Source organism: Sulfitobacter brevis, assembly GCF_900112755.1.
GTDB classification, from domain to species: domain Bacteria; phylum Pseudomonadota; class Alphaproteobacteria; order Rhodobacterales; family Rhodobacteraceae; genus Sulfitobacter; species Sulfitobacter brevis.
Window position 1 is genome coordinate 170,144 of sequence record NZ_FOMW01000006.1, and the last position, 24,860, is coordinate 195,003.

The 24,860-nt window shown below is 59.6% G+C and carries 30 protein-coding genes and 1 pseudogene; 27 read left to right on the forward strand and 4 right to left on the reverse strand.

Annotation, left to right across the window (positions count from 1 at the left end):
- Window positions 1-6 precede the first annotated feature (6 nt).
- Genes rplI through rpsF form a run of 3 tightly spaced genes read right to left on the reverse strand, consistent with a single transcriptional unit; the run spans window position 7 to window position 1,280 of the window.
- The gene (gene rplI / locus BM174_RS10065; RefSeq protein WP_093923723.1) at window positions 7-642 is read right to left on the reverse strand and encodes a 50S ribosomal protein L9; all 636 of its coding nucleotides are present in this window, start codon (window positions 640-642) and stop codon (window positions 7-9) included.
- Between the two features lie 12 nt (window positions 643-654).
- Window positions 655-882, reverse strand: coding sequence for a 30S ribosomal protein S18 (gene rpsR / locus BM174_RS10070; RefSeq protein ID WP_005852865.1), 228 nt, complete (start codon window positions 880-882; stop codon window positions 655-657).
- 29 nt (window positions 883-911) lie between these two features.
- Entirely contained in the window at window positions 912-1,280 is a 369-nt protein-coding gene (gene rpsF, locus BM174_RS10075; protein ID WP_093923724.1) for a 30S ribosomal protein S6, read from the reverse strand.
- 338 nt (window positions 1,281-1,618) lie between these two features.
- Between rpsF and BM174_RS10080 the strand changes: the two genes are divergently transcribed.
- Both BM174_RS10080 and BM174_RS10085 read left to right on the forward strand, forming a co-directional pair.
- Window positions 1,619-2,113, forward strand: coding sequence for a hypothetical protein (locus BM174_RS10080; RefSeq protein WP_093923725.1), 495 nt, complete (start codon window positions 1,619-1,621; stop codon window positions 2,111-2,113).
- A gap of 121 nt (window positions 2,114-2,234) precedes the next feature.
- Complete coding sequence (locus BM174_RS10085) at window positions 2,235-2,804, forward strand: YceI family protein (protein ID WP_093923726.1); 570 nt, start codon at window positions 2,235-2,237, stop codon at window positions 2,802-2,804.
- An 80-nt stretch (window positions 2,805-2,884) separates the two neighbouring features.
- Here BM174_RS10085 and BM174_RS10090 read toward each other — a convergent pair whose 3' ends face one another.
- Window positions 2,885-4,081 carry a cytochrome b/b6 domain-containing protein gene (locus BM174_RS10090; RefSeq protein WP_093923727.1) on the reverse strand — a complete coding sequence of 399 codons (1,197 nt, stop codon included), beginning with the start codon at window positions 4,079-4,081 and terminating at the stop codon, window positions 2,885-2,887.
- A gap of 143 nt (window positions 4,082-4,224) precedes the next feature.
- Here BM174_RS10090 and fabD point away from each other — a divergent pair, with 143 nt between their 5' ends.
- From fabD to BM174_RS10215, 25 genes and pseudogenes are all read left to right on the forward strand, one after another.
- Window positions 4,225-5,157: an ACP S-malonyltransferase gene (gene fabD / locus BM174_RS10095; RefSeq protein ID WP_093923728.1), complete on the forward strand. Its 933-nt coding sequence runs from the start codon at window positions 4,225-4,227 to the stop codon at window positions 5,155-5,157.
- Window positions 5,157-5,723, forward strand: coding sequence for a hypothetical protein (locus BM174_RS10100; RefSeq protein ID WP_093923729.1), 567 nt, complete (start codon window positions 5,157-5,159; stop codon window positions 5,721-5,723). The genes fabD and BM174_RS10100 overlap by 1 nt, the downstream gene beginning before the upstream one ends.
- A gap of 22 nt (window positions 5,724-5,745) precedes the next feature.
- Window positions 5,746-6,483 carry a 3-oxoacyl-[acyl-carrier-protein] reductase gene (gene fabG / locus BM174_RS10105; protein ID WP_093923730.1) on the forward strand — a complete coding sequence of 246 codons (738 nt, stop codon included), beginning with the start codon at window positions 5,746-5,748 and terminating at the stop codon, window positions 6,481-6,483.
- Between the two features lie 205 nt (window positions 6,484-6,688).
- A complete protein-coding gene (locus BM174_RS10110; RefSeq protein ID WP_025048350.1) occupies window positions 6,689-6,922 on the forward strand; it encodes an acyl carrier protein in 234 nt (77 codons plus the stop codon).
- A 173-nt stretch (window positions 6,923-7,095) separates the two neighbouring features.
- Window positions 7,096-7,629, forward strand: coding sequence for a GNAT family N-acetyltransferase (locus tag BM174_RS10115; RefSeq protein WP_093923731.1), 534 nt, complete (start codon window positions 7,096-7,098; stop codon window positions 7,627-7,629).
- 118 nt (window positions 7,630-7,747) lie between these two features.
- Window positions 7,748-9,007 carry a beta-ketoacyl-ACP synthase II gene (fabF, locus tag BM174_RS10120; protein WP_093923732.1) on the forward strand — a complete coding sequence of 420 codons (1,260 nt, stop codon included), beginning with the start codon at window positions 7,748-7,750 and terminating at the stop codon, window positions 9,005-9,007.
- On the forward strand, window positions 9,007-10,191 hold the full coding sequence (gene mltG / locus BM174_RS10125; protein WP_093923733.1) for an endolytic transglycosylase MltG: 1,185 nt from the start codon (window positions 9,007-9,009) through the stop codon (window positions 10,189-10,191). The genes fabF and mltG overlap by 1 nt, the downstream gene beginning before the upstream one ends.
- Before the next feature lie 256 nt (window positions 10,192-10,447).
- Entirely contained in the window at window positions 10,448-10,774 is a 327-nt protein-coding gene (locus BM174_RS10130) for a hypothetical protein (protein WP_245766318.1), read from the forward strand.
- Window positions 10,695-12,065, forward strand: a complete 1,371-nt coding sequence (locus tag BM174_RS10135; protein WP_177209462.1) for a terminase large subunit domain-containing protein — start codon at window positions 10,695-10,697, stop codon at window positions 12,063-12,065. The genes BM174_RS10130 and BM174_RS10135 overlap by 80 nt, the downstream gene beginning before the upstream one ends.
- Before the next feature lie 197 nt (window positions 12,066-12,262).
- Window positions 12,263-13,441: a phage portal protein gene (locus BM174_RS10140; protein ID WP_093923736.1), complete on the forward strand. Its 1,179-nt coding sequence runs from the start codon at window positions 12,263-12,265 to the stop codon at window positions 13,439-13,441.
- Window positions 13,434-13,658, forward strand: coding sequence for a GTA head formation protein, RCAP_rcc01685 family (locus BM174_RS10145; RefSeq protein ID WP_093923737.1), 225 nt, complete (start codon window positions 13,434-13,436; stop codon window positions 13,656-13,658). The genes BM174_RS10140 and BM174_RS10145 overlap by 8 nt, the downstream gene beginning before the upstream one ends.
- Before the next feature lie 41 nt (window positions 13,659-13,699).
- Entirely contained in the window at window positions 13,700-14,308 is a 609-nt protein-coding gene (locus BM174_RS10150; RefSeq protein ID WP_245766325.1) for an HK97 family phage prohead protease, read from the forward strand.
- A gap of 32 nt (window positions 14,309-14,340) precedes the next feature.
- Window positions 14,341-15,510, forward strand: a complete 1,170-nt coding sequence (locus BM174_RS10155) for a phage major capsid protein (RefSeq protein WP_093923845.1) — start codon at window positions 14,341-14,343, stop codon at window positions 15,508-15,510.
- 160 nt (window positions 15,511-15,670) lie between these two features.
- Window positions 15,671-16,270, forward strand: coding sequence for a head-tail connector protein (locus tag BM174_RS10160; RefSeq protein WP_093923739.1), 600 nt, complete (start codon window positions 15,671-15,673; stop codon window positions 16,268-16,270).
- On the forward strand, window positions 16,267-16,605 hold the full coding sequence (locus BM174_RS10165; RefSeq protein ID WP_093923740.1) for a head-tail adaptor protein: 339 nt from the start codon (window positions 16,267-16,269) through the stop codon (window positions 16,603-16,605). Before BM174_RS10160 ends, BM174_RS10165 begins: the two co-directional genes overlap by 4 nt.
- Complete coding sequence (locus BM174_RS10170; protein WP_093923741.1) at window positions 16,602-17,012, forward strand: DUF3168 domain-containing protein; 411 nt, start codon at window positions 16,602-16,604, stop codon at window positions 17,010-17,012. Before BM174_RS10165 ends, BM174_RS10170 begins: the two co-directional genes overlap by 4 nt.
- Before the next feature lie 41 nt (window positions 17,013-17,053).
- Window positions 17,054-17,476 carry a phage major tail protein, TP901-1 family gene (locus tag BM174_RS10175; protein WP_093923742.1) on the forward strand — a complete coding sequence of 141 codons (423 nt, stop codon included), beginning with the start codon at window positions 17,054-17,056 and terminating at the stop codon, window positions 17,474-17,476.
- Window positions 17,477-17,478: 2 nt separating this feature from the next.
- On the forward strand, window positions 17,479-17,793 hold the full coding sequence (locus BM174_RS10180) for a gene transfer agent family protein (protein ID WP_093923743.1): 315 nt from the start codon (window positions 17,479-17,481) through the stop codon (window positions 17,791-17,793).
- Window positions 17,790-18,005, forward strand: coding sequence for a rcc01693 family protein (locus BM174_RS10185; protein WP_281244851.1), 216 nt, complete (start codon window positions 17,790-17,792; stop codon window positions 18,003-18,005). Before BM174_RS10180 ends, BM174_RS10185 begins: the two co-directional genes overlap by 4 nt.
- On the forward strand, window positions 17,992-18,651 hold the full coding sequence (locus BM174_RS10190) for a phage tail tape measure protein (RefSeq protein WP_093923745.1): 660 nt from the start codon (window positions 17,992-17,994) through the stop codon (window positions 18,649-18,651). The genes BM174_RS10185 and BM174_RS10190 overlap by 14 nt, the downstream gene beginning before the upstream one ends.
- A gap of 15 nt (window positions 18,652-18,666) precedes the next feature.
- Window positions 18,667-19,299 carry a DUF2460 domain-containing protein gene (locus BM174_RS10195; protein ID WP_093923746.1) on the forward strand — a complete coding sequence of 211 codons (633 nt, stop codon included), beginning with the start codon at window positions 18,667-18,669 and terminating at the stop codon, window positions 19,297-19,299.
- A pseudogene (locus BM174_RS10200) lies at window positions 19,299-20,185 on the forward strand (DUF2163 domain-containing protein). The gene BM174_RS10195 and the pseudogene BM174_RS10200 overlap by 1 nt, the downstream one beginning before the upstream one ends.
- The gene (locus tag BM174_RS10205; protein ID WP_093923747.1) at window positions 20,182-20,628 is read left to right on the forward strand and encodes an NlpC/P60 family protein; all 447 of its coding nucleotides are present in this window, start codon (window positions 20,182-20,184) and stop codon (window positions 20,626-20,628) included. Before BM174_RS10200 ends, BM174_RS10205 begins: the two are co-directional and overlap by 4 nt.
- On the forward strand, window positions 20,628-24,557 hold the full coding sequence (locus tag BM174_RS10210; RefSeq protein ID WP_093923748.1) for a baseplate multidomain protein megatron: 3,930 nt from the start codon (window positions 20,628-20,630) through the stop codon (window positions 24,555-24,557). Before BM174_RS10205 ends, BM174_RS10210 begins: the two co-directional genes overlap by 1 nt.
- Entirely contained in the window at window positions 24,550-24,828 is a 279-nt protein-coding gene (locus BM174_RS10215; RefSeq protein ID WP_093923749.1) for a DUF7742 family protein, read from the forward strand. Before BM174_RS10210 ends, BM174_RS10215 begins: the two co-directional genes overlap by 8 nt.
- Window positions 24,829-24,860 lie beyond the last annotated feature (32 nt).

A 24,860-nucleotide genomic window follows, 5' to 3' on the forward strand; every position in this document is an offset into this window, starting at 1 on the left:
TGCAAATCAGTCGCGAGCAGCAGCGTCGTCCTGATCGTCCGAAGCGGCGGCGGAGCGGTTGTCGCCCGCGTCGTCGTCGTCCGAAGCAGCGGAGCCGAGATCGTCGAAGAGTTCGGAGATTTCGAATTCTGCTTCGGCTTCTTCTTCGGCGGCGAGTTCCTGAATGGACTTGCCGGAAGCCTGCAATTCGGCTTCCTCTTTCGAGCGCGCTACGTTGATCATGATCTTGGCTTCGACTTCAGGGTGCAGGACCACTTGCACTTCGTGCAGGCCCAGTTCCTTGATCGGTGCGGTGAGCACGACCTGTTTGCGGTCTACGGTAAAGCCCGCTTCGGTAGCAGATTCGGCCGCGTCACGGGTGGTGACGGAACCGTAAAGTGCGCCCGCATCGGAGGCCGAACGAATCACGATGAACTGCTGGCCGTCGAGGGTAGCAGCCATTTTGTCGGCTTCTTTTTTGGACTCGAGGTTTTGTGCCTCAAGCTGGGTCTTGCGGCCCTCAAAAGCTTCGATGTTGGCCTTGGACGCGGAAAGCGCCTTGCCTTGTGGCAGCAGGTAGTTGCGTGCGTAGCCGGACTTTACGTCGACGACTTCGCCCATTTGGCCCAGCTTGGCCACACGTTCCAGAAGGATTACTTGCATCTGCTTTGCTCCTTATTTCACGGCGTAGGGCAGCAGGGCGAGGAAGCGGGCGCGTTTGATGGCACGGGCCAGTTCACGCTGCTTTTTCGCAGACACTGCGGTGATACGGGAAGGAACGATCTTGCCACGCTCAGAGATGTAGCGCTGAAGCAGACGTGTGTCCTTGTAGTCGATTGCCGGTGCGTTGTCGCCCGAGAAGGGGCAGACCTTGCGGCGGCGGAAAAATGGTTTTGCAGCCATGGTTTATATCCTTTTCTACAAGCTGATGATCAACGACGATCGCCGCGGTCGGGGCGGGGCCCACGCTCGCGTTCGTCACGCTTTTGCATCTGAACCGATGGCAGTTCTGCATGCTCGTCGACCTTGATGGTCAACACGCGCATCACGTCATCATGCAGGCGCATCAGGCGTTCCATCTCGTGCACGGCAGTTGCCGGAGCGTCCGAGCGCAGGAAGGCATAATGGCCCTTGCGGTTCTTGTTGATCTTGTAGGCCATCGTCTTGACGCCCCAGTACTCGCTATCCACGAGTTTGCCGTCGTTGTCGGCAAGGACAGTGCCAAAATGTTCGATAAGGCCTTCGGCCTGCGTGTTGGACAAATCCTGACGCGCAATCATGACATGCTCATATAGCGGCATGCGAACTCCTATTTATATCAAGGCGCATTTCATAGGTAGGGCATGATCCTTTGCGGCCCCACCACGAGAGTCTGCGCGGTTCATCAACAGTGCAAAGGAAGCGCCGATATACACGGTTTGGGCGGGGGCGCAAGGTGCCGCGCTGGCAGGGTGGCAAAAGGCACGGATTTGCGGGGCGTGCAAAGGTAAGAGTGGCGCGTATCGGTGCCGCCTTCACGCAAAGTATTCCACGATGGCCTCGCGTCTGCCCCGGACTTGCCGCTTTATCGTCTCTTTTGCTTCGCAAGGTTGGGGATAGAAAATGATTTAGTTTAATAAATGGTAAAGGAAATCTTGTCATGTCAGCATCAGCCGACGTCGTGGCCGCCAGCACTTCGATCCATGAAGCCATCCGGATGGTGGGAGGCGCGCGGTGGGTTGTAAGGGGTATCCAACGGATTTTCGGTGTCGCGTTGGTATGTGCTGCGGTCGCTCTTTGGCTAATGCCAGGGGCAGGTTGGCAACAGGACAAAATGCTTTTCAAGCTGGTCTTGTCGGTTGTTGCGCTGGGTGCCGGTATCGGATTGTTGCAATCAAGTGCGCGACCGCCTGCGCCGGCCGTCGAGATTGACAGTATTCGCCGCGAAATCCGTCTGGTGCGGCTGGCAAAGCGTGGCAAACCGACCATTTTGCAACGCTGTGCCTTCAAGGACCTTGCCCGTGTGGAGCAGAACGGCGCACATCTGCGGTTTTGGGGGGCGGATGGCGGGTTATTTGCCGAGTTCACGATTTCCGATCGGGGCGCGCTTGATGGTTTGATGGCGTGGCTGCGCGATGCTGGAAAGCTGGCCTGATTTTGAGGCGCACAAAAGCTTCTGTTCAATGGCGCGCATAGGCTGTTCGGGTTGACGGGTTGTTTCTGCTGCGCCGCGACGCACATGGTGGGACATGTAACGCAACACCGGAGCACTTTTTATGAAGCCTATCCTTTTCGCCGCCGCCCTTGCCATGACTGCAAGCAGCGCCTTTGCCGCTGACAAATACGTGCTGGATGCGAGCCACAGCCAAGTTGTGTTCAGCTATCAGCACCTCGGTTTTTCGACGACAACCGGCATGTTCTCGGGCTTTGAAGGCGAAATCATGTTTGACGAAGCCGATCCGGCCAAGTCTTCAGTGACGGTATCAATGCCGACGACATCGATGTTCACCGGCTGGGAAGCGCGTGAAGAGCACTTCATGTCGGATGACTTCTTTGGTGCGAAAGAGGGCGACATGGTCACCTTCACGTCCACTGGGATCGAAGTGACGGGTGAGAATACTGCCAAAATCACCGGCGACCTGACAATGAACGAGATCACCAAGCCTGTTGTGCTGGATGCCAAGCTGAACCAGATGGGCGATCACCCGCAGGCGGGTAAGCCTTGGGTCGGGTTCGATGCCACAACAACGCTGCTGCGCTCGGATTTCGATATGGGGATGTTTGCGCCCTATGTTGGCGACGAGGTACAGGTGAATATTTCACTAGAGGCGATGAAGGCCGAATAAGCCCGCTTCTCCACAAAATTAGAAAGGCCGCCAGAGCGATACTCGGGCGGCCTTTTTTTTGTTGCGGTGCAAAAGAGTGCTTATTCGCCGCGTTGCGCGGTCAAGGTGATCTTGACTGTAACGGCAAAGCCCAGTGTGTTTTCATCATTCACGTTGTCGCCGATGCCAAAGTCAATCCGGTCGAGCGTCAGGTCGGCGCGCATTTCAGCGGCGTCGCCGTTGACGGCAAGGCTGAAGGGAAAGGCGAAAGGCAGGCTTTGGTCTTTGATCGTCAGCGTGCCTTGCGCGATATAGCCGTCGCTACCGTGCAGGATGTCGGCGGTAAAGCGCGCGGTTGGGAACGTAGGCGCGTCAAAGAAGTCGGGGGCGAGCGCTTGGCCGGTAACGGATCCCAAAGTCAGCGACGGGATCGCGATTGTGGTGGTGACCGTGCCGGCTTTGCCCATGTCGGAAGTTTCATCAAAGTCGATCTCGGCGGTCCAGTCGGCAAACTGGCCTGTGACGGTGGATCCGAACTGGTTGACCGAAATCTCGATCTGGCCTTGCTGGACCTGCCATTCGGAGGAAACCTGCGCCAAGGCTGGCGCTGTTGCCGGTTCAGCGGCGTCACCGCGCGAGACAACAGCGGCGAAACCGAATGTTGCGGCCCAAAGGGCGACTGCGGCGAGCAGGGGCGCTTTGCTGCGGTGCTGTGGCGGGAGCGTGCCGATCACCGGCGTGCCGGGCAACATGCGGCGCAGGGTGGAATCGCGGTCAATGATGTGGTGTTTGAGCGCGCCTGCAATGTGCAGAAAGATTGCGCCAATCAATACACGACCAGCGGCCCAATGCAGGGCGCCAAAGAAATGCTCGACGTTGGTGTCTTTCGGGACCAGCGGAAGGTTCTGGCCCAGAGGCCACCAGATTGGCGCAAAGCCCGAGGCAGCCGCATGGCCTATCCAGCCCGACAGCGGCACAATCACCAATGCGCCGTAAAGCAACCAGTGCACTAGCGAGGCCAGAAAGCTTTCAAGCCGTCTGTCGGCGTTGAGCAAGCCCGGATGTGGTTGCGACAGCGCCCAAAGTATCCGCGCCACGGCGACGAAAAACGCAGCCACGCCGAGGGTTTTATGCAGCGAGAACAGCCATGCCTTGCGGGCCAGTTCGGTGTCGGTGTCGAAGGGCAGCTCATCAGCGATCCAGCCGAGCGGGATCAATGTGAGGATCAGCAGCGCAGTCAGCCAGTGGAAGGTCTTGGTCACACCGCCGTAGCGCTGGTGGGTATTGGTCAGGGGCATGATCGTACTCCGTTAGCTTTGACTGCGCAGTTAATCGGGCCAGAACGCAGCCACAATGGCGATCCTTGCACAGGGCCGGTGCGGACTTGTTACAACCGGCGCCACGGGCTACATCTTGGGCAAACGAAAACCGAGAGGCCAGCATGAGCATCGCATTTATATTTCCCGGGCAGGGCGCCCAGACCATCGGCATGGGCCGCGAGCTGGCCGAGAGCTATCCGGCGGCGCGGGCCGTGTTCGACGAGGTCGACGCGGCACTGGGGCAAAAGCTGTCCGAGCTGATTTGGGAGGGCGACATCGAGACCCTGACCCTGACCGAGAACGCCCAGCCCGCGCTGATGGCGACATCAATGGCCGCGATGGCGGCATTGGGGGCCGAAGGCATCACCGTGGACCGTGCCGCTTTTGTGGCGGGTCACTCGCTGGGGGAATATTCGGCGCTTTGTGCGAGTGGGGCGTTGTCGCTGGCGGATACGGCGCGTTTGCTGCGCATTCGTGGCCGCGCCATGCAATCTGCTGTTCCGGTGGGTGAGGGCGCTATGGCGGCAGTTCTCGGGCTCGACATCGATCAGGTGATCAAGGTCGCGCAGGAAGCTGCGCAGGGCGAGGTTTGCGAGGTCGCCAACGAGAATGATCCCTCTCAGAACGTGGTTTCCGGCAATGCTGCGGCTGTGGAGCGGGCCACGGTGCTTGCCAAGGAAGCCGGAGCGAAGCGCGCGTTGATCTTGCCGGTGTCGGCACCTTTCCATTGCTCTTTGATGGGCCCTGCGGCCACGGCGATGGCGACAGCGCTGAGTGAGGTCGAGATTAAGGATCCGCATGTGCCGTTGGTTGCAAACGTATTGGCGGAGGCGGTGACCTCGGCGACGCAGATTCAAGGCTTGCTGGTGGATCAGGTTACCGGACGGGTGCGCTGGCGGACGTCGGTCGAGTGGATGGTTGCGCAGGGCGTCACCGAGTTTTGGGAGATCGGCGCAGGCAAAGCGCTCTCGGGGATGATCCGGCGGATTAGCAAAGACAGCACCTGCCGCACCTTCGGCACGCCCGCAGAGATTGCCGCAGCGGAAGACGCCTGATGATGCGCGGGCTGGTTTTGGCGCTGGCGCTGTTGGTTTCGGCCTGCGGCGTGGTGGAAAATGCCAGCGATGGCACACAGATGGTGGTGCGCGGCGATCAATTGATCCTGTCGGGCACGATTACCAGCCGGACCCCTGCCAATTTCGCCCGCGTATTGGCAGCCAACCCGCAAGTCCGGACAGTTGTTGAGACCCAGATTGACGGCTCGATCGACGGGGCGGCGACGATAGAAATGGGGTACCGTTTGCGGGCCTTGGGGCTTGGCACCCATTTGCGCGCGGATAGCGTTGTAGATTCGGGCGGGGTGGATCTGTTTCTGGCAGGTCGGCGGCGCACGATGGAGCGGGGTGCGAGCCTCGGCGTGCACAGCTGGCGCAACGGTTACCGCGAGGGCAGCAGCTATCCACGCCACGCACCCGAGCATCAAATGACGCGGCGCTATGTGGCTGATATGCTGGGCAGCGATGCGTTTTACTGGTTTACTTTGGGGGCGGCGCCCTCGGACTATATACATGAAATAACAGCGGCGGAAATCGCCCGCTTTGGGTTGCTGACACAGCCCTGACGGAAAAAGGCAGGAGAGACAGATGTTTGATTTGACAGGGAAAAATGCGTTGGTTACCGGAGCGTCCGGCGGTATCGGTGCCGAGATTGCCCGCAGCCTGCATGCCCGTGGCGCGACTGTGGGCCTGTCCGGCACCCGCACCGAGCCTTTGGAGGCGCTGGCCGCTGAATTGGGTGAGCGCGCGTATGTGCTGCCCTGTAACCTGAGCGATATGGAAGCTGTCGAGGCGCTGCCGAAACAGGCGGCAGAGGCGATGGGATCGGTGGATATTCTGGTCAATAACGCAGGTATCACCCGCGATAATCTTTTCATGCGGATGTCGGATGACGAATGGAACAGCGTGATAAACGTTAACCTCACGGCGACCTTCAAGCTGTGCAAGGGTGTCATGCGCGGCATGATGAAGGCGCGTTGGGGCCGGATTGTGAATATCTCGTCGGTGGTGGGTGCCACCGGTAATCCTGGGCAGGCCAACTATGCGGCCTCCAAGGCAGGGATGATCGGGATGTCGAAGTCGTTGGCCTATGAGGTCGCGAGCCGTGGTATTACCGTTAATGCGGTCGCACCGGGTTTTATTACCACCGCGATGACCGACAAGCTGACCGCTGACCAGAAAGCCGGTATCATGGGGCAGATTCCCGCTGGCCGGATGGGGGATCCCGCAGAGATCGCGGCGGCTGTTGTTTATCTGGCAAGTACGGAAGCGGGCTATGTCACCGGAACGACCTTGCATGTGAACGGCGGCATGGCCATGCTATAGAACAATCCGTAATAACATTTGCGCCCTTTGCGTCATATGCTAAAGGGGGCGCAGAATCGAGGCAATGGGCGCTTGATCGCCCCGCAAACCTTGTGCAAACAAGGATCAGAGCCGCCCCTGACCACGGGGCATCCTCCAACCGCCGAGATCGGTGCGCGGAAATATTATTGGGTCCAGTCAGACCCGGAAGAAATGAGGACTTATTATGAGCGACGTCGCAGACCGCGTGAAAAAGATCGTTGTTGAGCACCTTGGTGTTGAAGAGGATAAAGTGACCGAGAATGCGTCGTTCATCGACGATCTTGGCGCAGACAGCCTTGACACTGTTGAGCTGGTCATGGCCTTCGAAGAAGAGTTCGGCATCGAGATCCCTGATGACGCGGCTGAAAACATCCAGACGTTCGGCGATGCGGTCAAGTTCATCAAGGAAGCTTCCTGATAGACTGCTGCCGCCTGCAAACCGCAGGCGTGGCGATAAAAACTGAACGGCGTTGTTCCCTTGCGGAATAACGCCGTTTTTCGTTTGAACAGACATCTGTGGGTTGAATGGCAGGCGCGGGCGGCGCAAAAGTAACGCTGAATATTCCAGCCTGAAGGCATCCTGAATTTCTTATGTCGCGCACCGTTCCTACGATAAATACGCCGCGCGTCACGCTGCGGGCCATGCGGGCCGAAGATTTTCCACGCTTTGCCGAGCTTTGGATAACCCCGCCCCTTGAAGCCGAGGTTCTGGGCGAGCCGCGCAGTAAAGCGCAGTCGTGGGATGCATTTTTACGGATTGCCGGGCACTGGCAGATCGTAGGTTTTGGCCAATGGGCAATCCAGTTGCGAGGCGCCAAGCCGATGGCGGGGCAGACAGGATTTTTCTTTGGATCGCGTGGCCTCGGCGATGATTTCGATCCCTTTCCAGAGGCAGGTTGGCTGTTGGATCCTGTGCGCCAAGGGGCGGGGATCGGGCTGGAGGCGGCACGCGCCGCGCATGACTGGTTTGACAGGGTGGTGGCAGGGCGCACGGTATGCATGGTCCAGCCAGATAACACGCCCTCGCTCGTGATAGCTGAGGCCTTGGGATATGCGGCGCTGCGCGAGATTGAATATGACGGGGCGCTGATGCGCATTATGACGCGCAAGGGTCCGCCGATCTGAAGGCAGGCGGCAATGCAGGACCGGGCTGTGACAAGGGTAAGAGGCTCAGCACCCTTGAACAATTGGCCTTTCGCAAGGTATAGCCGAGCAAAGCGACAAGATACCAAGGGGCTTGGATATGCGTAGAGTTGTAGTGACAGGGCTGGGTCTGGTGACACCGTTGGCCGATGGGGTCGAGGCCAGTTGGTCGCGGATTCTTGACGGTCAGTCGGGCGCGGGACCAATCACCGGATTTGATCCATCGCGGTTGGTGACACAATACGCCTGTGAAGTGCCTTTGGGCGACGGCACCGACGGCACCTTTAATGCCGATACCTATATGGAGCCAAAAGAGCAGCGTAAGGTCGATACCTTTATTCTGTTCGGTATGGCTGCTGCCCAGCAGGCTGTTGAGGATTCCGGATGGAAGCCCACAGACAGAGAAGACCTTGAGCGCACAGGTGTGCTGATCGGGTCGGGCATCGGCGGGCTGAATTCCATCGCCAACACCGCGATCATGATGAATGAAAAGGGCCCGCGCCGCGTGAGCCCGTTCTTTGTGCCAGGTGCGTTGATCAACCTGATCTCGGGCCAGGTAAGCATCCGTTATGGCTTTCGCGGGCCGAACCATTCGGTCGTGACGGCCTGTTCGACGGGCGCACATGCGATTGGCGATGCCAGCCGTTTGATCATGCACGGCGATGCCGATGTGATGGTGGCGGGCGGCGCCGAGGCGGCGATCTGCGAGATCGGTATTGCGGGCTTTAATGCTTGCAAGGCGCTGAGCACCAAGCGGGGCGACGACCCCAAGAAAGCCAGCCGCCCTTACGACGCCGACCGTGATGGTTTTGTCATGGGCGAAGGCGCAGGCATTGTCGTGCTGGAAGAATACGAGCACGCCAAGGCGCGCGGTGCGAAAATTTATGCCGAAGTGTTGGGTTATGGTCTGTCGGGCGATGCCTATCACATCACCGCTCCTTCCGAGGATGGTGACGGCGCGGAACGCTCGATGCGTTCGGCGTTGAGAGGCGCAGGGCTGGAGCCGAAGGACGTGGATTACATTAACGCGCACGGCACATCGACCATGGCGGACGTGATCGAATTGCGCGCTGTTGAGCGGATGATGGGCGAGCACGCCGATAAGGTGACAATGTCATCGACAAAATCCGCTACGGGTCACCTGTTGGGGGCTGCGGGCGCGATTGAAGCGATCTTTAGCATTCTGGCGATCCGCGATCAGGTGGCACCGCCCACAATCAACCTTGATAACCTCGCGGTTGAGACCAAGATTGACTTGGCAGCGAACAAAAAGGTCGAGCGTAAGATCGACGTGGCGTTAAGCAATTCATTCGGCTTTGGCGGCACCAATGCCAGCGTGCTGTTCGGGAAACTCTCCTGATGTGGCGAAATATTGCGTCGAACGCCATCACCTTTCTGATGGTGGGGTTCTTCCTTTTGGGGGGTGTTATTCTGTGGGGTAAGACCCAATACACCGCCGAGGGACCGCTTGATCAGGCGATCTGCGTTCAGGTTGAGCGTGGATCGAACATGCGCAAGGTCAGTCGTGATCTTGAAGAGCAAGGCGCGGTGACATCGGCGGCGATTTTCCGGATCGGCGCGGATTATTCCGAGATGACCGGCAACCTCAAGGCTGGGAGCTTTCTGGTACAGCCTACGACCTCGATGGAGGGGATCGTTGATGTGATCACGCGCGGCGGTGCCAGCACCTGCGGGACGGAAGTTGTGTACCGTATCGGGGTGAACCGTGTGAGCGTACAGGTGCGCGAGCTTGATCCGGTGACCAATAGATTTGTCGAGCGTGCCGAGTTTGAACCGGGTGTCGAAGAGACACCGGAAGTCTACGGCGAGATGAAGGAAAAGGCGGACACCCGTCTGCGTGTTGCCATGGCCGAAGGCGTGACAAGCTGGCAGGTGGTTGAGGCACTCAAGGGCATCGAGGTACTGGCAGGCAAGGTCGAGACCGTGCCGGAGGAAGGCACGCTGGCGCCCGACAGCTATGAAGTGCGGCCCGGTGATGACCGTGCTGAATTGCTGGCCCAGATGGCTGCGGCACAAGCCAGAGCACTTGCAGATGCGTGGGAAAACCGCGCGCCCGGATTGCCTGTAAGCTCGCCTGAGGAGCTGCTGATACTGGCCTCGATCGTGGAGAAAGAGACCGGCGTGCCGGAAGAGCGCAAGCAGGTCGCGAGCGTTTTTGTTAACCGTCTGAACCAGGGCATGCGGTTGCAAACTGACCCGACGGTGATTTACGGTGTGACCGAGGGTAAGGGCGTCTTGGGCCGTGGTCTGCGCCAGTCCGAGTTGCGCAAAGAGACGCCGTGGAACACCTATGTGATCGCTGGATTGCCGCCAACACCGATTGCCAATCCGGGACGTGCAAGCCTGATGGCCGCAGCGCAGCCTGATACATCGGAGTTCATATTCTTTGTTGCCGATGGCACGGGTGGCCATGCTTTTGCCGAGACATTGGACGAGCACAACAAGAACGTGGCGAACTGGCGGAAGATCGAGGCAGAGCGCGGCGCGGAGGCGGCTGGCAATGCGTCAACTGGCGGGAACTAGGCCGGAAATCCCGATGTTTGGAGAGGCGGAAGTCGCGAGCTTTTCCAGCTCTCTTAGTCGAATTTTTAGGATTTTATTAAGTATCGTAAGGGGTTGGAAGGTTTCGTTAACCTCTTGACACTTGACTTTGCGAACGATCCACCCTAGTAATTATGGCATGCTAGAAGAGATGGGCAAACGGCCCCGGATGAAAATCCGGCGGTCGTTTTTTCATGTCTGCTCGGTTTGGAGACCCCAAACGAGAGGTATCACCACCATGATCACCACGGAGCAAGAGATTGCCGCGAGCGAAGAACTTTTGTCCTCGCTCAAGAGCGCCATCGGCGACTTACGCCGAGAAATAGAAGGTCTGAAATCACAGGCCCAATCCGGGGAGGAGATCACGGAAACTGCAACGTCCAAGGCGGTTGGCAAGATCGCCGGCATGGTCGGGACGTGCATCAAAGTGGAGAACTATCTGAATGAGTGCAGAAACAGGCAGGCAGGCATCGCCCGAGGCGGCTATGCCCTCGACCTTGAGCAAGCGCGGACTGAGATCGGGTGCAAGTTGGATAAGCTGCGCTGCTCGCTTTATCCAAAATGACTTTTTGGCGGGACTAGATGAGGGAGAGCTTCGCGCTCTCCCTTTTTTATTCGAGTTCTGGGCGATGGAGCACCAGCTACCCCCGGACGGCGATTGGCGGGCCTGGGTAATCATGGGCGGCCGTGGTGCAGGCAAGACGCGCGCGGGGGCGGAATGGGTGCGGTCGGTCGTGGAGGGGGCGCGGCCGCTGGATGCGGGGCGCTGTAAACGGGTGGCGCTGGTCGGTGAGACGATTGAGCAGGTGCGCGAGGTGATGATTTTTGGCGATAGCGGCATCTTGGCCTGTTCGCCCGAGGATCGGCGACCGGATTGGGAGGCGACGCGCAAGCGGTTGGTTTGGCCCAATGGGGCGGTCGCGACGGTACACACGGCGCATGACCCTGAAGGGTTGCGGGGGCCGCAGTTTGATGCCGCATGGGTGGATGAACTTGCGAAGTGGAAGCGCGGGCAGGAGGCTTGGGACCAGCTGCAGTTTGCGCTGCGTTTGGGGGATCAGCCGCAGGTTTGTGTGACGACAACGCCGCGCAACGTCGGCGTGTTGAAAGATTTGCTGAAGGTGCCGTCGACCGTGGTGACCCATGCGCCGACCGAGGCCAACGCGGCCAATCTGGCGGCGAGCTTTCTGGAGGAAGTGCGGGCGCGGTACCGGGGCACGCGGCTTGGGCGGCAGGAACTGGACGGGGTGTTGCTGGCGGATGCCGAAGGGGCGCTGTGGACCAGTGTGATGCTGGAGGAAGGCCGTGTACGCGCCGTGCCGGAGTTTGATCGCATCGTCGTGGGGCTTGATCCGGCGACGACGAGCGGCGCTGCGTCGGACGAATGCGGGATCGTTGTGGTGGGGGCGCAGACCAAAGGGCCACCGCAGAACTGGCGCGCCGTGGTTTTGGCGGATTGCACGGTGCAGGGGGCCACGCCGAGTGGCTGGGCGCGGGCGGCGATTGCGGCGATGGAGCAATTTGGCGCGGATCGTTTGATTGCCGAGGTCAATCAGGGCGGGCAGATGGTGGGCGAGGTGATCCGCGGGATTGATCCATTGGTACCGTTGAAGTCGGTGCATGCGAGCCGTGGAAAGGTGGCCCGGGCCGAGCCTGTCGCGGCGCTTTATGAGCAGGGGCGGGTCGGGCACGTCGCGGGGATGGATGCGCTGGAGGACCAGATGTGCCGGATGACAGCGCGGGGCTATGAGGGCGGCGGCAGCCCGGACCGCGTTGATGCGCTGGTTTGGGCGCTGCATGAGCTGATGATCGAACCAGCGGCGACATGGCGCAGCCCGGGTGTGCGGTCGTTGTGAGCGGGCGCTTGCAGAGGAGCCGTGGATTTTAGGTCGGGGTTGGCATGAGTTTACTTCGCAAAATGAAATTGGGATTTTGAGGTGTTGCGCGGGGGTGCGGGCGCTGTGGTTTCGAGACGTTAAAGGTTTGGTGAGAAATTCAATACCGAGCCAAGGGGTAACCCTTGCGGGATGCGGCGGATCTGAGGAGCAACGGCATGGTATTTGACTTTCTGCGACGTGGAGCGGCGGCGGATGTGCCGGAGCAGAAGGCTTCGGCGACAGGGCCTGTGGTCGCGTATCAGACATCGGGCCGGGTTGCTTGGAGCCCGCGCGATGCGGTGAGTCTGACGCGGGTCGGGTTTTGTGGTAATCCCGTTGGGTTCCGGTCGGTGAAGTTGATCGCGGAAGCGGCGGCAGCGTTGCCCTTGGTAGTGCAGGACGCGGCGCAGCGATTTGACAGCCATCCCGTCATTGATTTGCTGGCCCAGCCGAACGGGGCGCAGGGGCGGGCCGAATTGCTGGAAGCGCTGTATGCGCAGTTGTTGTTGTCGGGCAATGCCTATGTCGAGGCAGTGGGCGGCGATGCAGGGTTGCCGATGGAGTTGCATGTGTTGCGCAGCGACCGGATGAGCGTGGTGCCGGGGGCAGATGGCTGGCCGGTGGCATTTGAGTACGCGGTAGGCGGGCGCAAGCACCGGTTTGATGCCAGCGGGTCGGCGGTGCCGATTTGCCATATTCGCAACTTCCATCCGCAAGATGATCACTATGGCTTTAGTCCGTTGCAGGCGGCCGCGATGGCGATGGATGTGCATAACGCGGCGTCGCGCTGGTCCAAGGCGTTGTTGGATAACGCCGCAAGGCCCAGCGGGGCGATCATCTATCGCGGTGCCGAGGGGCAGGGCAAGCTTAGCGAAGACCAGTACGACCGCTTGGTCAACGAGATGGAGAGCCATCATCAGGGCGCGCGCAATGCCGGGCGGCCGATGTTGTTGGAGGGCGGGCTGGATTGGAAGCCGATGGGGTTCTCGCCCTCGGACATGGAATTTCAAAAAACCAAGGAGAGTGCGGCGCGCGAGATTGCACTGGCCTTCGGGGTGCCGCCGATGCTGATCGGGATCCAGGGCGATGCGACCTATGCCAATTATCAAGAAGCGCACCGAGCGTTTTACCGGCTGACAGTTCTGCCATTGGCGACGCGGGTGACGGCGGCGTTGGCGGTATGGTTGTCACGGTTCTCAGGGGAACGCGTCGAGGTGCGTCCTGATCTGGATCAGGTGCCGGCACTGGCGGGCGAGCGCGATGCGCAGTGGCAGCGGGTAAGCCGCGCGGAATTCCTCAGTGATGCGGAAAAGCGGCGTTTGCTGGGGTTGCCTGGGGAGGCGTCAGATGGGTGAGACGCCTTTGATGGAGCGGTTTGAATGTGCGCCGGGTCTGCGGCTGCAGGCGCATGAGAGGGTCAGTGAAATCCACCATGCCAATCTGCTGGAACGGCTGGACCGGTTGGAGCAGGTGATGGAGCGGCTGGAGCGGCGATTGTGGTTCACGGTTTACGGGGTGGTCGCGGTGATTTTGGCGCAAGCGGTTGAATCCTTTGTAATCGCCGTACCGTAACGGGCTGAATTCTTAAGGAGAGTGCCATGCAAATGGATATTATGAACCTCGGCCCTGCGCCGGGGAGCGGCGGAGGCTTGTCCGGGGACGGGCGCGAACTGGAGCATAAATTTGCGCGGTTCGAGGATGTCACCGATGTGAAGGACGGCGTCGAGATCAGCGGCTATGCGAGCTTTTTCGGAGACGCGGATCAGGGCGGCGACGTAGTTCTGGCCGGAGCTTATGCCGAAAGCCTGAAGACGGTCGCGGCGGCGGGGCGCAGCATTAAAATGCTGTGGCAGCATGATCCGGCCCAGCCGATTGGAGTTTGGGATGAAGTGCGTGAAGATGCGCGCGGGCTTTGGGTGAAGGGGCGGATACTCAGCTCGGTCGCCAAGGGCCGCGAGGCGGCAGCGCTGATCGCGGCAGGGGCAATAGACGGGCTGAGCATCGGCTATCGCACCGTCAAGGCAAGTAAGAACACCAAGGGGCAACGGCTGTTGTCGCAATTGGAGCTTTGGGAAGTGTCGTTGGTGACCTTCCCGATGCAACCGACAGCGCGGGTCGCGGCCAAGGCGGATTGGATCGCCACGGGAGAGGCGCTGCGCGAGATGGCGGCGGCTTTGGAGGAGGCGCGGATCGGGCTTACGCAAAGAGGAGACGCGTCATGAAATGGGCACATGCAGCAGAACAAGGGAAAGCGATGGGCAAGACCGAGGAACGGGAAAGTGAGATTTCTCCGGTAGAGGAGGTTCGGCGGGCGGTGACGGGGTTTGCCACTGATCTCAAGGGCTTTCAGGCTGAGATGGATACCAAATTGCAACAAACGGAAGAGCGAATGACCATGTTGGATCGCAAGATGACACTGCCTGCGCGCACACCTTTGGTCGGCGCCACAGACTACGCCGCGCCGCATCAGAAGGCATTTAACGCCTATGTACGCAATGGCGATGACGACGGCTTTCGGGGGCTGGAGATGGAGAGCAAGTCGCTATCCTCGGCGGTCAATTCGGATGGCGGATATCTGGTAGACCCGCAGACCGCCGAGCGGGTGAAGTCTGTACTGAAGGCAACGGCTTCGGTGCGTGCGATCGCCTCGGTCGTGCAGGTAGAATCGACGTCCTATGATGTGCTGGTGGACTACACTGACATCGGTGCTGGATGGGCGACAGAAGCGGGGCCGACCTCTGAGACGGGCACGCCGCAAATCGACCGGATCACCATACCGTTGCATGAGTTGAGTGCCTTGCCGAAAGCATCCCAACGTTTGCTGGACGATGCCGCGTTTGACATTGAGGGCTGGTTGGCCGGACGTATTGCCGACAAGTTTGCCCGGGCGGAGGCGGCGGCCTTTATCAATGGCGACGGTGTCGACAAGCCAACCGGCTTTCTCACCCACACGCAGGTGCATAATGACAGCTGGGCTTGGGATGCGCTGGGATATGTGCCGACCGGTGTAGACGGAGATTTGACGCCCGATGCGGTTGTCGATCTGATCTATGCGCTGGGCGCGCAGTACCGTGCAAATGGCTCGTTCATCATGAACTCCAAGACGGCCGGCCGGGTGCGCAAGCTCAAGGATCTGGATGGCCGGTTCCTGTGGTCTGACGGGATGGCAGCAGGCGAGCCTGCGCGCCTCATGGGATATCCGGTGCTGGTGGCAGAAGACATGCCTGATGTGACGACAGATGCTGTCGCCATCGCTTTTGGCGACTTCGCGGCGGGCTATACCGTGGCAGAGCGACCTGATCTGCGCATTCTGCGCGATCCGTTCAGCGCCAAGCCGCACGTGCTGTTCTATGCGACCAAGCGGGTCGGCGGTGACGTGAGCGATTTTGCCGCGATTAAGTTGCTGAAATTCGGCCTGGCGTAAGCCAGTGCCGAAGCCGGGGCTGGGGCGATCTGGCCCCGGTCCGGGCGCGCGCCCCCGTGAATTGCATTGTCTAGCTGCTCCCCTCCGACCGAGCAATGCAGTGGGGGCCGCGCGTCCGTGACCTGAATGCGGGCGGGGAGATGAAATCTGGAGACATCTGATGATGCTGATCGAAGAAACTACTGTCGCTGACGACGCATTGCCGGTGGAGGCGTTCAAGGCGCATCTGCGGTTGGGCAGTGGCTTTGGTCAGGATACAGTGCAGGAGCCAGTGCTGCGTTCTTTTCTGCGGGCTGCGATGTCTGCCATCGAAGCCCGCACCGGAAAGGTTTTGATGCAACGCAGCTTTAGCCTGTCGCTGACATTCTGGCGTGATGCTGAGGCGCAGCCACTGCCTGTTGCGCCGGTCACCGAGGTGACCCGTGTGGCACTGGTGGCGCGGGATGGCGTGCAGACTGATGTTGCGGAAGCGACCTATTGGCTGGAGCGCGACAGCCAGCATCCCAAGGTTCGCGCCGCGAGGGCGTGTTTGCCGCAGGTACCGACGGCGGGGGCGGTGTTGATTGCATTCGATGCCGGATACAGCGCCGCCTGGGACGGATTGCCGAGTGATTTGCAGCAGGCGGTTCTGATGCTGGCAGCGCATTTTTACGAGTACCGCGACGACACCGGCCTGAGTGCGGGCTGCATGCCATTTGGCGTCAGCAGCATGATCGAGCGGTATAAGATACTGCGATTGGGCATGGGGGCGGGTCAATGACAGCGCCGAGGCTAAACCGCGCGCTTGTTCTGGAGGCACCCATCTTTGCGAGTGATGGGGCGGGTGGGTTTAGCGAGACTTGGGCTGCTCTTGGCACGCTATGGGCGCAAGTAGCGCCACGGTCGGGGCGGGAAACCGCAACAGGCGGCGTAGCTGTCAGCCGAATGGGGTACAAAATCACGGTCCGTGCAGCGCCGGAGGGCAGTGCTGCCCGCCCCGCGCCGCAACAGCGGTTTCGGATAGGCGTGCGGGTTTTCAACATTGAAGCTGTGACAGAGCAAGACACGGATGCGCGGTATTTAATTTGCTTTGCACATGAGGAGTTTGCGACATGAGTTTTGCGCTTTCAGGGCCTTTGCAGGCAACCGTGTTTAATCACTTGAGTGCGGACGCGCCGCTGGCAGCGTTGGTGGGCGATGCGATCTATGATGCGATGCCCGCAGGCACGGTTCCCGACACCTACGTCCAGTTGGGCGGCGAGACGGTGCGTGATGCATCGGATGGCAGTGGTGACGGGGCAGTGCATTTGTTCACTGTTTCCGTCTTCACCACCGTCGCTGGATTTGCAGGAGCGAAAGCGGTGGCAGGGGCCGTTAGTGACGCATTGCAAAATGCCGATTTGGCGTTGAGCCGGGGCAAGCTGGTGTCGCTGCGCTTTGACCGCGCCAGTGCCAAACGGATCGAAAGCGCAAGTTTGCGCAAGATCGAATTGCGGTTTCGGGCACGGGTTCAAGACGACTGAGCAGTGTCCAATTTTTCGACAGATAAATCAGGAGAGACAAGATGGCAGTACAAGCGGGTAAGGACCTTTTGGTCAAAGTGGACATGACGAGCGACGGACAGTTTGAAACGATCGCAGGTTTGCGGGCAACGCGGGTGAGTTTTAACGCTGAGGCGGTGGATGTCACATCGCTCGAGTCTGCAGGAGGCTGGCGCGAGTTGCTGGCGGGCGCGGGCGTGCGCTCGGCCGCGATCAGCGGTTCGGGAGTGTTTCGCGACGCGGGAACCGACGAGCGGGCGCGCCAGCTGTTCTTTGAGGGCCAGACACCGGATTTCCAGATTATCATCCCCGATTTCGGGACAGTGGAAGGGCCATTTCAGGTGACGGCGCTGGAGTATGGTGGGTCACTGAATGGCGAGGCGACGTTTGAGCTGAGCCTGCTGTCGGCCGGTGCGCTGGTGTTCGAGCCGGCAGTGGCGGTTTGAGCATGGCAAATGCTTGGCGCGGAGAGGTGGCGATTGTCGTTGACGGGCAGCGCCATCTGGCGCGCTTGACCTTGGGGGCGTTGGCAGAGCTGGAGGAAAAGCTCTGTGAAGGATCGCTTATCGCTTTGGTCGAGCGGTTCGAGAGCAACAAATTCTCCAGCCGCGATGTTCTGGCGCTTTTGAGCGCAGGGCTGCGCGGCGGGGGATCAAAGCTTGCAGAGGGGGCCTTGCTTCATGCCGAGATCGAAGGGGGCCCCATGGCAGCGGCGCGGGCAGCGGCAGAGTTGTTGGCGCGTGCCTTTGTGGTGCCGGAGTGACGCAGACAGGCAGGCTTGATTGGCCAGCGCTGATGCGGGCAGGGATCAAAGGGTTTGGCCTGCGCCCGGATGAGTTTTGGGCGCTGACACCGGCTGAATTGAATTTGATGTTGGGTACCTCCAAGGCGTCAGCGCCGCTGCTGAGCGATGGGTTGTCGGCTTTGATGGCGGCCTATCCGGACAAGTTGAAAGGGGAGAATGATGGATTTTGAGGATTTTGAAAGCTTGGAGGGTGCTGCTGAGGGGCTGAACGTTACCTTGGCGGGTACAAGCACATTGGTATCCGGGTTTGACAGCGAATTGCGCCGTATGCGGGCGTCGCTGGCGGAGACCGGCAAGGATGCGGCAGCACTTGAAAAAGGGTTGGGCAGGGGGCTGCGCAAGGCTTTTGACGGCGTGGTGTTCGACGGGCTGAAGCTATCGGATGCGCTGCGCACGGTGGCGGAGACTATGGTGAACACGACCTATAACGCGGCGATCCGGCCGGTGACAGATCACTTTGGCGGGTTAGTGGCGCAGGGGGTTGGATCGGCGGTGCAAGGCATTTTGCCATTTGCGAACGGGGCGGCATTCTCGCAAGGCCGTGTAATGCCGTTTGCAAATGGCGGCGTGGTCAGCGGTGCGACGCCGTTCCCGATGCGGGGCGGCATAGGGGTAATGGGAGAAGCCGGTCCGGAGGCAATCATGCCACTGGCGCGGGGCAGTGATGGCAAGCTGGGTGTGCGCGGCGCGGGAGGCGGCGGGACGACTGTTGTCATGAATATCACCACGCCGGATGTGCAAGGTTTCCAACGCAGCCAAAGCCAGATCGCGGCCCAAATGAGCCGCGCGCTGAGCAGCGGCAATCGCAACAGATAAACAGGAGCAGGATCAGTGGCATTTCATGAAATTAGGTTTCCCGCTAGTCTGAGCTTTGGCGCGCTGGGGGGGCCGCAGCGCCGCACAGACGTTGTCACGCTCGCGAATGGTCATGAGGAACGTAACACGCCTTGGGCCCATTCACGGCGTGTATATGACGCTGGTCTGGGAATGCGGTCTATTGACGATCTACAACGGCTGATCGGATTCTTTGAAGCTCGGATGGGACAGATGCACGGCTTTCGTTGGAAAGATTGGGCCGACTATAAATCCTGTGCGGCCTCGGCGGAGGTAGCGTTTGACGATCAGAGTATCGGCTATGGTGACGGAGCGACGTCCGAGTTCCAGATCGTGAAGCTCTATCGCTCCGGTGAACAAAGCTATGCGCGGCCGATCTCGAAGCTGGTTAAGGGCTCCGTCCGGGTCGGGGTAGAGCAAGACGAGCTGCGCGAAGGGGTGGAGTACGAGGTAGATGTGACCCGCGGGGTGATCGTCTTTGCCCATCCGCCAGATCCGCAAATTGAAATACTGGCTGGCTTTGAATTCGATGTGCCTGTCCGGTTTGACACAGACCGCATCCTGACTTCGGTCGCGAGTTTTCAGGCAGGGCAGGTGCCTGATGTGCCGGTGATCGAGGTGCGTGTCTGATGGCGGAATTTAATGAAACGTTGAACGCACACCTTGCGGGCGGCATTACCACGCTTTGCCGTGCGTGGCTGATCACAAGGCGTGATGGTGTTATCCATGCCTTTACTGATCATGACCTGCCGTTGGAATTTGACGGGATTACATTTCGCGCGGACAGCGGGCTGAGCGCACGGGCGATCGCGCAGTCTACGGGTCTTTCTGTGGACGATACCGAGACAATGGGGCGCTCAGCGATGCATCAATCCGTGAGGACGAGATTGAGCAGGGGCGGTTTGATAGCGCGGCGGTGCAGGCTTGGTTGGTGAACTGGTCGGACCCGAGCATGCGTTGGCTCCAGTTTCGCGGGACGATTGGGGAGCTGCACCGCGTTGACGGAGCATTTCGCGCTGAATTGCGCGGGTTGACCGAGGCGCTAAACCGGCCGTTGGGGCGGGTATATCAGAAGCCCTGCACAGCCGTGTTGGGCGACAAGACATGTCGGTTTGCCGTGGAGACGGACGGGTATAGCCATGATTTGACCGTGGCGTCCCATACGCGCGGGCAGGAGTTTCGCTGGACCGACTTCTTGGGGTTTGACGAAGGTTGGTTCGCGCGCGGGCGGATGGAGGTCTTGGCCGGTCCGGCTAAAGGGCTGTGGAGTGTGATCAAGAATGATCAGACCCGGAGCGGCGAGCGTGTCATTGAGCTTTGGGAGCCGATACGGGGCTCCTTGGAGGCAGATACACCAATTAGATTGATTGCCGGATGCGACAAGCGGCTCGAGACTTGCCGTTTGAAGTTCAACAATCTCGTAAACTTTCAGGGATTTCCAGATTTGCCTGCGGAGGATTGGGTGATGTCTGTGCCGCGATCAAGCTCGGCCAACAGCGGTGGATCGCGCCGATGAGTGATCAGGGAGCACGGATCATAGCGATTGCGCGCCGGTGGATAGGAACGCCATATGTGCACCAAAGTGCGCGGCGCGGGGCGGGTAGTGACTGCCTTGGTCTGGTGCGCGGGGTTTGGCGTGAATTGTTTGACGCCGAACCCGAAGCCGTGCCGGCCTATTCATTGGATTGGTCAGAAACGCAGGCGGAAGAGCGTCTTTGGCACGCCTCTTTGCGGCACCTCATTTCCAAGCCCTTGGAGCTTGAGGCGATGGGAGACGTGCTGCTGTTTAGGATGCGGCAGGGGTGTGTGGCGAAGCATCTGGGCTTGCAGGCAGAAACCGGTCAGCAGGGCAGCTTTATTCATGCTTATGCGCGACATGGCGTTGTGGAGAGCCCGCTGAGCAGGCCGTGGCAGCGCCGGATTGTTGCAAGATTTGAATTTCCAGAGGAGACGACCTGATGGCGACGATACTTCTTTCATCGGCTGGAGCGGCGATTGGCGGATCGGTAGGCGGAACACTTGCCGGATTGTCGTCGGTTGCAATCGGTCGAGCTGTCGGGGCGACATTGGGGCGAGTTCTAGATCAGCGGTTGCTGGGGCAGGGTGGGCAAGCTGTAGAGACCGGTAACGTGGACCGGTTCCGGTTGACGCGCTCTGGTGAAGGGTCTGCAATTGCGCGCGCTTACGGACGCGTGCGCTTGGGCGGGCAGGTCATCTGGGCCTCCGATTTTCAGGAATCGTCAACAGTTTCGGGTGGCGGTAAGGGCAGTCCGCCAACACCAAAGACGACGGAATATAGCTATACGGTCAGCCTTGCTATTGCGCTGTGTGAAGGGGAAATCACACGGGTTGGCAGGGTCTGGGCGGATGGTGAGGAAGTTGCCGCAGATGACCTGAATATGCGGGTCTATACGGGAAGCGCCGAGCAAATCGCTGATCCGGCTATGGAGGCAGTTGAGGGGGTTGGCAAGGTGCCAGCCTACCGCGGAACGGCTTATGTGGTTTTGGAAGATTTGCCGTTGTCGGCCTACGGTAACCGCGTGCCGCAGTTTTCCTTCGAGGTGCTGCGCCCCGAACAACGCAGCGCTCCAGAGGCGGCAGCTGCGCCCGTATTTGGACTGCGGGGCGTCGCATTGATACCTGGGACTGGCGAGTATGGGTTGGCCACGACGCCGGTGAACTACCAAGAGGGGCCGGGCGCCCGGTGGAGCGCCAACATCAACACACCAGCAGCAAAAACCGATTTCGCCGTGTCGTTGGAAAGTTTCGACGAAGAACTGCCAAATCTGGAGGCCGCAAGCCTTGTCGTCTCTTGGTTTGGCGATGATCTGCGGTGCGGGGAGTGCCGGATACGCCCTAAGGTCGAAAGTGCGGTAATTGAAGGCGAGAACATGCCTTGGCGCGTTTCGGGGCTGAGCCGTGGTGCGGCGCAGGTAATCGCACAAGACAACGACCGGCCTGTATACGGCGGCACGCCGACTGATGCATCTGTTGTCGAAGCGGTCCGCGCCATGCGGGACGCTGGCAAGGCAGTCATGTTTTATCCGTTCATTCTGATGGATCAACTGTCCGGCAATGCATTGCCCGATCCCTACAGCGATGCTGAAACCCAACCTCAACTGCCGTGGCGGGGACGGGTAACGCTTTCGATCGCACCCGGGCGTGCGGCCAGTCCCGACGGGTTGCTTGCTGCGGAGGCGGAAGTTGCTGCATTTTTCGGGACGGTAACAGCGTCGGATTTTTCGATCACGGGCGAAACTGTCACTTACAGCGGGCCCGACGAATGGACCTTATCGCGATTCATTCTCCATAACGCGGCACTTTGTGCGGCGGCTGGGGGGGTCGAGGCTTTTTGTATCAGCTCGGAGATGCGCGGGCTCACCCAAATTCGTGGGGCGGGCGGCCAGTTTGTGAGCGTCCTGCATTTTCAGGCTCTCGCGGGCGAAGTTCGCGCCCTGTTAGGAGTCCAGACCAAGATCGGATACGCCGCTGACTGGTCAGAGTATTCCGGCTATCAGCCGCAAGACGGCAGTGGGGACCGTTATTTTCATCTCGATCCGCTGTGGGCTGACCCGAACATCGATTTTATCGGCATCGACAACTATATGCCAGTGTCCGACTGGCGAGACGAAGACGGGCATCTGGACGGGCGCGAGGTAAAGTCGATTTATGATCTCGATTATCTGCAAGGCAATATCGAAGGGGGCGAAGGCTACGACTGGTACTACCATTCACCGGAAGCGCGCGAGGCGCAGATCCGCACTCCGATCACCGATGGCGCCCACGATGAGCCATGGGTTTATCGATATAAGGACATTCGGAACTGGTGGGGAAACGCCCATCACGACCGTATAGACGGTGTAAGGCAGGCGGCACCGACCGTTTGGGTGCCAATGTCGAAACCCGTCTGGTTCACCGAGTTTGGCTGCGCCGCTATTAACAAAGGTACCAACCAGCCAAATAAATTCCTTGATCTGAAAAGTTCAGAAAGCAATTTGCCGCGTTACTCGAATGGGGCGCAGGACGACCTGATGCAGGCGCAATACTTGCGTGCGTTCATGAGCTACTGGGAAGACCCAGACCATAATCCTGTGTCGCCTGAATACGAGGGCCGGATGCTGGATATGGGGCGGGCGTTCGCATGGGCTTGGGACGTACGGTCCTATCCGTTTTTCCCAAACAACCAAGAGCTGTGGAGTGATGGCAAAAGCTATGCCCGTGGGCACTGGTTGAATGGGCGGGTATCGTCCCGAACCTTGGCTTCAGTTGTCGGGGAAATTTGCCGCGACGCCGGTTTGGAAAGCTATAGCACGGAAGGGCTTTACGGGCTCGTGCGCGGTTATGCCGTTGAGCAAGTTGCAGCGGCACGCGGGTCTTTACAACCGTTGCTGCTGCGCTACGGATTTGACGCGATAGAGCGGGACGGTATGCTGCAATTCAGGCAGCGGGACGGGGTCGAACCCGTAGCCCTTGATCCCGATTTTTTAGCGATCAGCGACGCGCTTGAGGGAACAGTTGAGCAACTGCGCGAGGCCGAGGCGGAGATTTCCGGTCGCGTCCGGTTGGCCTTTGTGCAAGCGGATGGAGATTTTGCCACAATCGCGGAAGAAGCGGTTCTGGCAGATGAGGCTACGCACGCGGTTTCAGCCTCGGAGTTGAACATGGTGATGACCCGGTCGGAGGGCCGGCAAGTCGCGGAGCGTTGGCTGATCGAATCCCGTGTGGCGCGTGAAAGCGTTCGATTGGCTTTGCCTCCGTCCCAACTGGGGCTCGGTGCTGGCGACGTGATCGAACTGCCGGCTCAGGGCGGTGAAGGGCCCGCCAGGTATCGCATCGATCGGGTTGAGCACTCTGATCTGCAGGTTATTGACGCGGTCCGGATCGAGCCCGAGGTCTATGATCTGGCATTTTTGGATGATGAACTGGCGGCATTGCGACCCTTCGTTGCACCGGTCCCCGTCGTGCCGCAGTTTCTAGACCTTCCGTTGCTGCGCGGCGATGAGGTGCCCCATGCGCCCTATATCGCAGCGGCTGCACATCCTTGGCCGGGGTCTGTGGCGTTGTATCAGTCCACCAGCGATTCAAATTATACTCTAAACAGCATTCTGCCTCGGCGTGCGACGATTGGTCAGACGCAAAACGCGATGTTTGCCGCCCGCTCCGGCTTGGTTGATCGAGGCGATGTGCTAGAGGTTAAGTTGATCTCCGGCCAATTGGAGAGCGTATCGGAAGAGGCGTTGCTCGGCGGGGCAAATGTGGCTGCTATCGGGGACGGCAGCTCGGGCAATTGGGAAGTCTTCCAATTCAGCCATGCAGAGCTGGTGGCAGAGGGCACCTATTGGCTGAGTGATCGTCTGCGCGGGCAGGCTGGGTCGGATGGTCTTATTCCCGAAACATGGCCGGCTGGATCAACGTTTGTACTGTTGAACGGTGCGCCGTCGCAAATTGAGATGAGCCCGAGCCTGCGACAGGTAGTGCAGCATTTCAGGATTGGTCCCGCGCGGCGGGGTCCAAGTGATCCGTCCTATCGATATCTCGCGGAAGCGTTTGCAGGCAATGGGTTGCGGCCCTACTCACCGTGCCATCTGCAGGTGTCGGGATCGTTTGGCACGGACCTTGGAATTAACTGGGTCAGGCGCACCCGAATCGAAGGTGATAGTTGGGAGGGGCCGGATGTCCCGCTTGGCGAAGAGAGCGAAAGCTATCTGGTCAGAGTGATGCAGGGAGCAACGATTTTGCGGGAGGCGATCATAGCAAGTCCGCAATGGAATTACACGTCCGCCCAGCAGTCCGCAGACGAGGTAACAGTGCCGTTCGAGATATCAGTGGCGCAAATATCAGCCTCTTATGGTGCGGGCCTTGAAAATCGGATCACCATTAGTGCGTAAAGTTTACCATAGTGATCTGGTTGCTGTGGTTGCGACCTTGGCCAGCGTCCCCCCCGCAGAGCGTGACAGGCTCTGCGGGCTTTTGCTTTGCGACGCGGACTGGGCCGACCGTTATACGCGTCGATTGGGCAAGGCACATCCAAAGTGGGGGAACGGTACGTTGCGGGCAGCGGCACGTGCTTACAAGCAGGTAAATGTGCCTACGATCCAGCTTGCTGATTGTCGCGATTGCCTCAAGGTGTTAACGACGCATTTTGATTTCCCCTTGTAACTTTTCTGCGCGGACCCAATTTTAGTATACAG

Excerpts from the sequence above, each read along its gene's own strand:
- rplI (WP_093923723.1), bottom strand. The coding sequence starts at position 642 with ATGCAAGTAATCCTTCTGGAACGTGTGGCCAAGCTGGGCCAAATGGGC.
- rpsR (WP_005852865.1), bottom strand. The coding sequence starts at position 882 with ATGGCTGCAAAACCATTTTTCCGCCGCCGCAAGGTCTGCCCCTTCTCG.
- rpsF (WP_093923724.1), bottom strand. The coding sequence starts at position 1,280 with ATGCCGCTATATGAGCATGTCATGATTGCGCGTCAGGATTTGTCCAAC.
- BM174_RS10080 (WP_093923725.1), top strand. The coding sequence starts at position 1,619 with ATGTCAGCATCAGCCGACGTCGTGGCCGCCAGCACTTCGATCCATGAA.
- BM174_RS10085 (WP_093923726.1), top strand. The coding sequence starts at position 2,235 with ATGAAGCCTATCCTTTTCGCCGCCGCCCTTGCCATGACTGCAAGCAGC.
- BM174_RS10090 (WP_093923727.1), bottom strand. The coding sequence starts at position 4,081 with ATGCCCCTGACCAATACCCACCAGCGCTACGGCGGTGTGACCAAGACC.
- fabD (WP_093923728.1), top strand. The coding sequence starts at position 4,225 with ATGAGCATCGCATTTATATTTCCCGGGCAGGGCGCCCAGACCATCGGC.
- BM174_RS10100 (WP_093923729.1), top strand. The coding sequence starts at position 5,157 with ATGATGCGCGGGCTGGTTTTGGCGCTGGCGCTGTTGGTTTCGGCCTGC.
- fabG (WP_093923730.1), top strand. The coding sequence starts at position 5,746 with ATGTTTGATTTGACAGGGAAAAATGCGTTGGTTACCGGAGCGTCCGGC.
- BM174_RS10110 (WP_025048350.1), top strand. The coding sequence starts at position 6,689 with ATGAGCGACGTCGCAGACCGCGTGAAAAAGATCGTTGTTGAGCACCTT.
- BM174_RS10115 (WP_093923731.1), top strand. The coding sequence starts at position 7,096 with ATGTCGCGCACCGTTCCTACGATAAATACGCCGCGCGTCACGCTGCGG.
- fabF (WP_093923732.1), top strand. The coding sequence starts at position 7,748 with ATGCGTAGAGTTGTAGTGACAGGGCTGGGTCTGGTGACACCGTTGGCC.
- mltG (WP_093923733.1), top strand. The coding sequence starts at position 9,007 with ATGTGGCGAAATATTGCGTCGAACGCCATCACCTTTCTGATGGTGGGG.
- BM174_RS10130 (WP_245766318.1), top strand. The coding sequence starts at position 10,448 with ATGATCACCACGGAGCAAGAGATTGCCGCGAGCGAAGAACTTTTGTCC.
- BM174_RS10135 (WP_177209462.1), top strand. The coding sequence starts at position 10,695 with ATGCCCTCGACCTTGAGCAAGCGCGGACTGAGATCGGGTGCAAGTTGG.
- BM174_RS10140 (WP_093923736.1), top strand. The coding sequence starts at position 12,263 with ATGGTATTTGACTTTCTGCGACGTGGAGCGGCGGCGGATGTGCCGGAG.
- BM174_RS10145 (WP_093923737.1), top strand. The coding sequence starts at position 13,434 with ATGGGTGAGACGCCTTTGATGGAGCGGTTTGAATGTGCGCCGGGTCTG.
- BM174_RS10150 (WP_245766325.1), top strand. The coding sequence starts at position 13,700 with ATGAACCTCGGCCCTGCGCCGGGGAGCGGCGGAGGCTTGTCCGGGGAC.
- BM174_RS10155 (WP_093923845.1), top strand. The coding sequence starts at position 14,341 with ATGGGCAAGACCGAGGAACGGGAAAGTGAGATTTCTCCGGTAGAGGAG.
- BM174_RS10160 (WP_093923739.1), top strand. The coding sequence starts at position 15,671 with ATGATGCTGATCGAAGAAACTACTGTCGCTGACGACGCATTGCCGGTG.
- BM174_RS10165 (WP_093923740.1), top strand. The coding sequence starts at position 16,267 with ATGACAGCGCCGAGGCTAAACCGCGCGCTTGTTCTGGAGGCACCCATC.
- BM174_RS10170 (WP_093923741.1), top strand. The coding sequence starts at position 16,602 with ATGAGTTTTGCGCTTTCAGGGCCTTTGCAGGCAACCGTGTTTAATCAC.
- BM174_RS10175 (WP_093923742.1), top strand. The coding sequence starts at position 17,054 with ATGGCAGTACAAGCGGGTAAGGACCTTTTGGTCAAAGTGGACATGACG.
- BM174_RS10180 (WP_093923743.1), top strand. The coding sequence starts at position 17,479 with ATGGCAAATGCTTGGCGCGGAGAGGTGGCGATTGTCGTTGACGGGCAG.
- BM174_RS10190 (WP_093923745.1), top strand. The coding sequence starts at position 17,992 with ATGATGGATTTTGAGGATTTTGAAAGCTTGGAGGGTGCTGCTGAGGGG.
- BM174_RS10205 (WP_093923747.1), top strand. The coding sequence starts at position 20,182 with ATGAGTGATCAGGGAGCACGGATCATAGCGATTGCGCGCCGGTGGATA.
- BM174_RS10210 (WP_093923748.1), top strand. The coding sequence starts at position 20,628 with ATGGCGACGATACTTCTTTCATCGGCTGGAGCGGCGATTGGCGGATCG.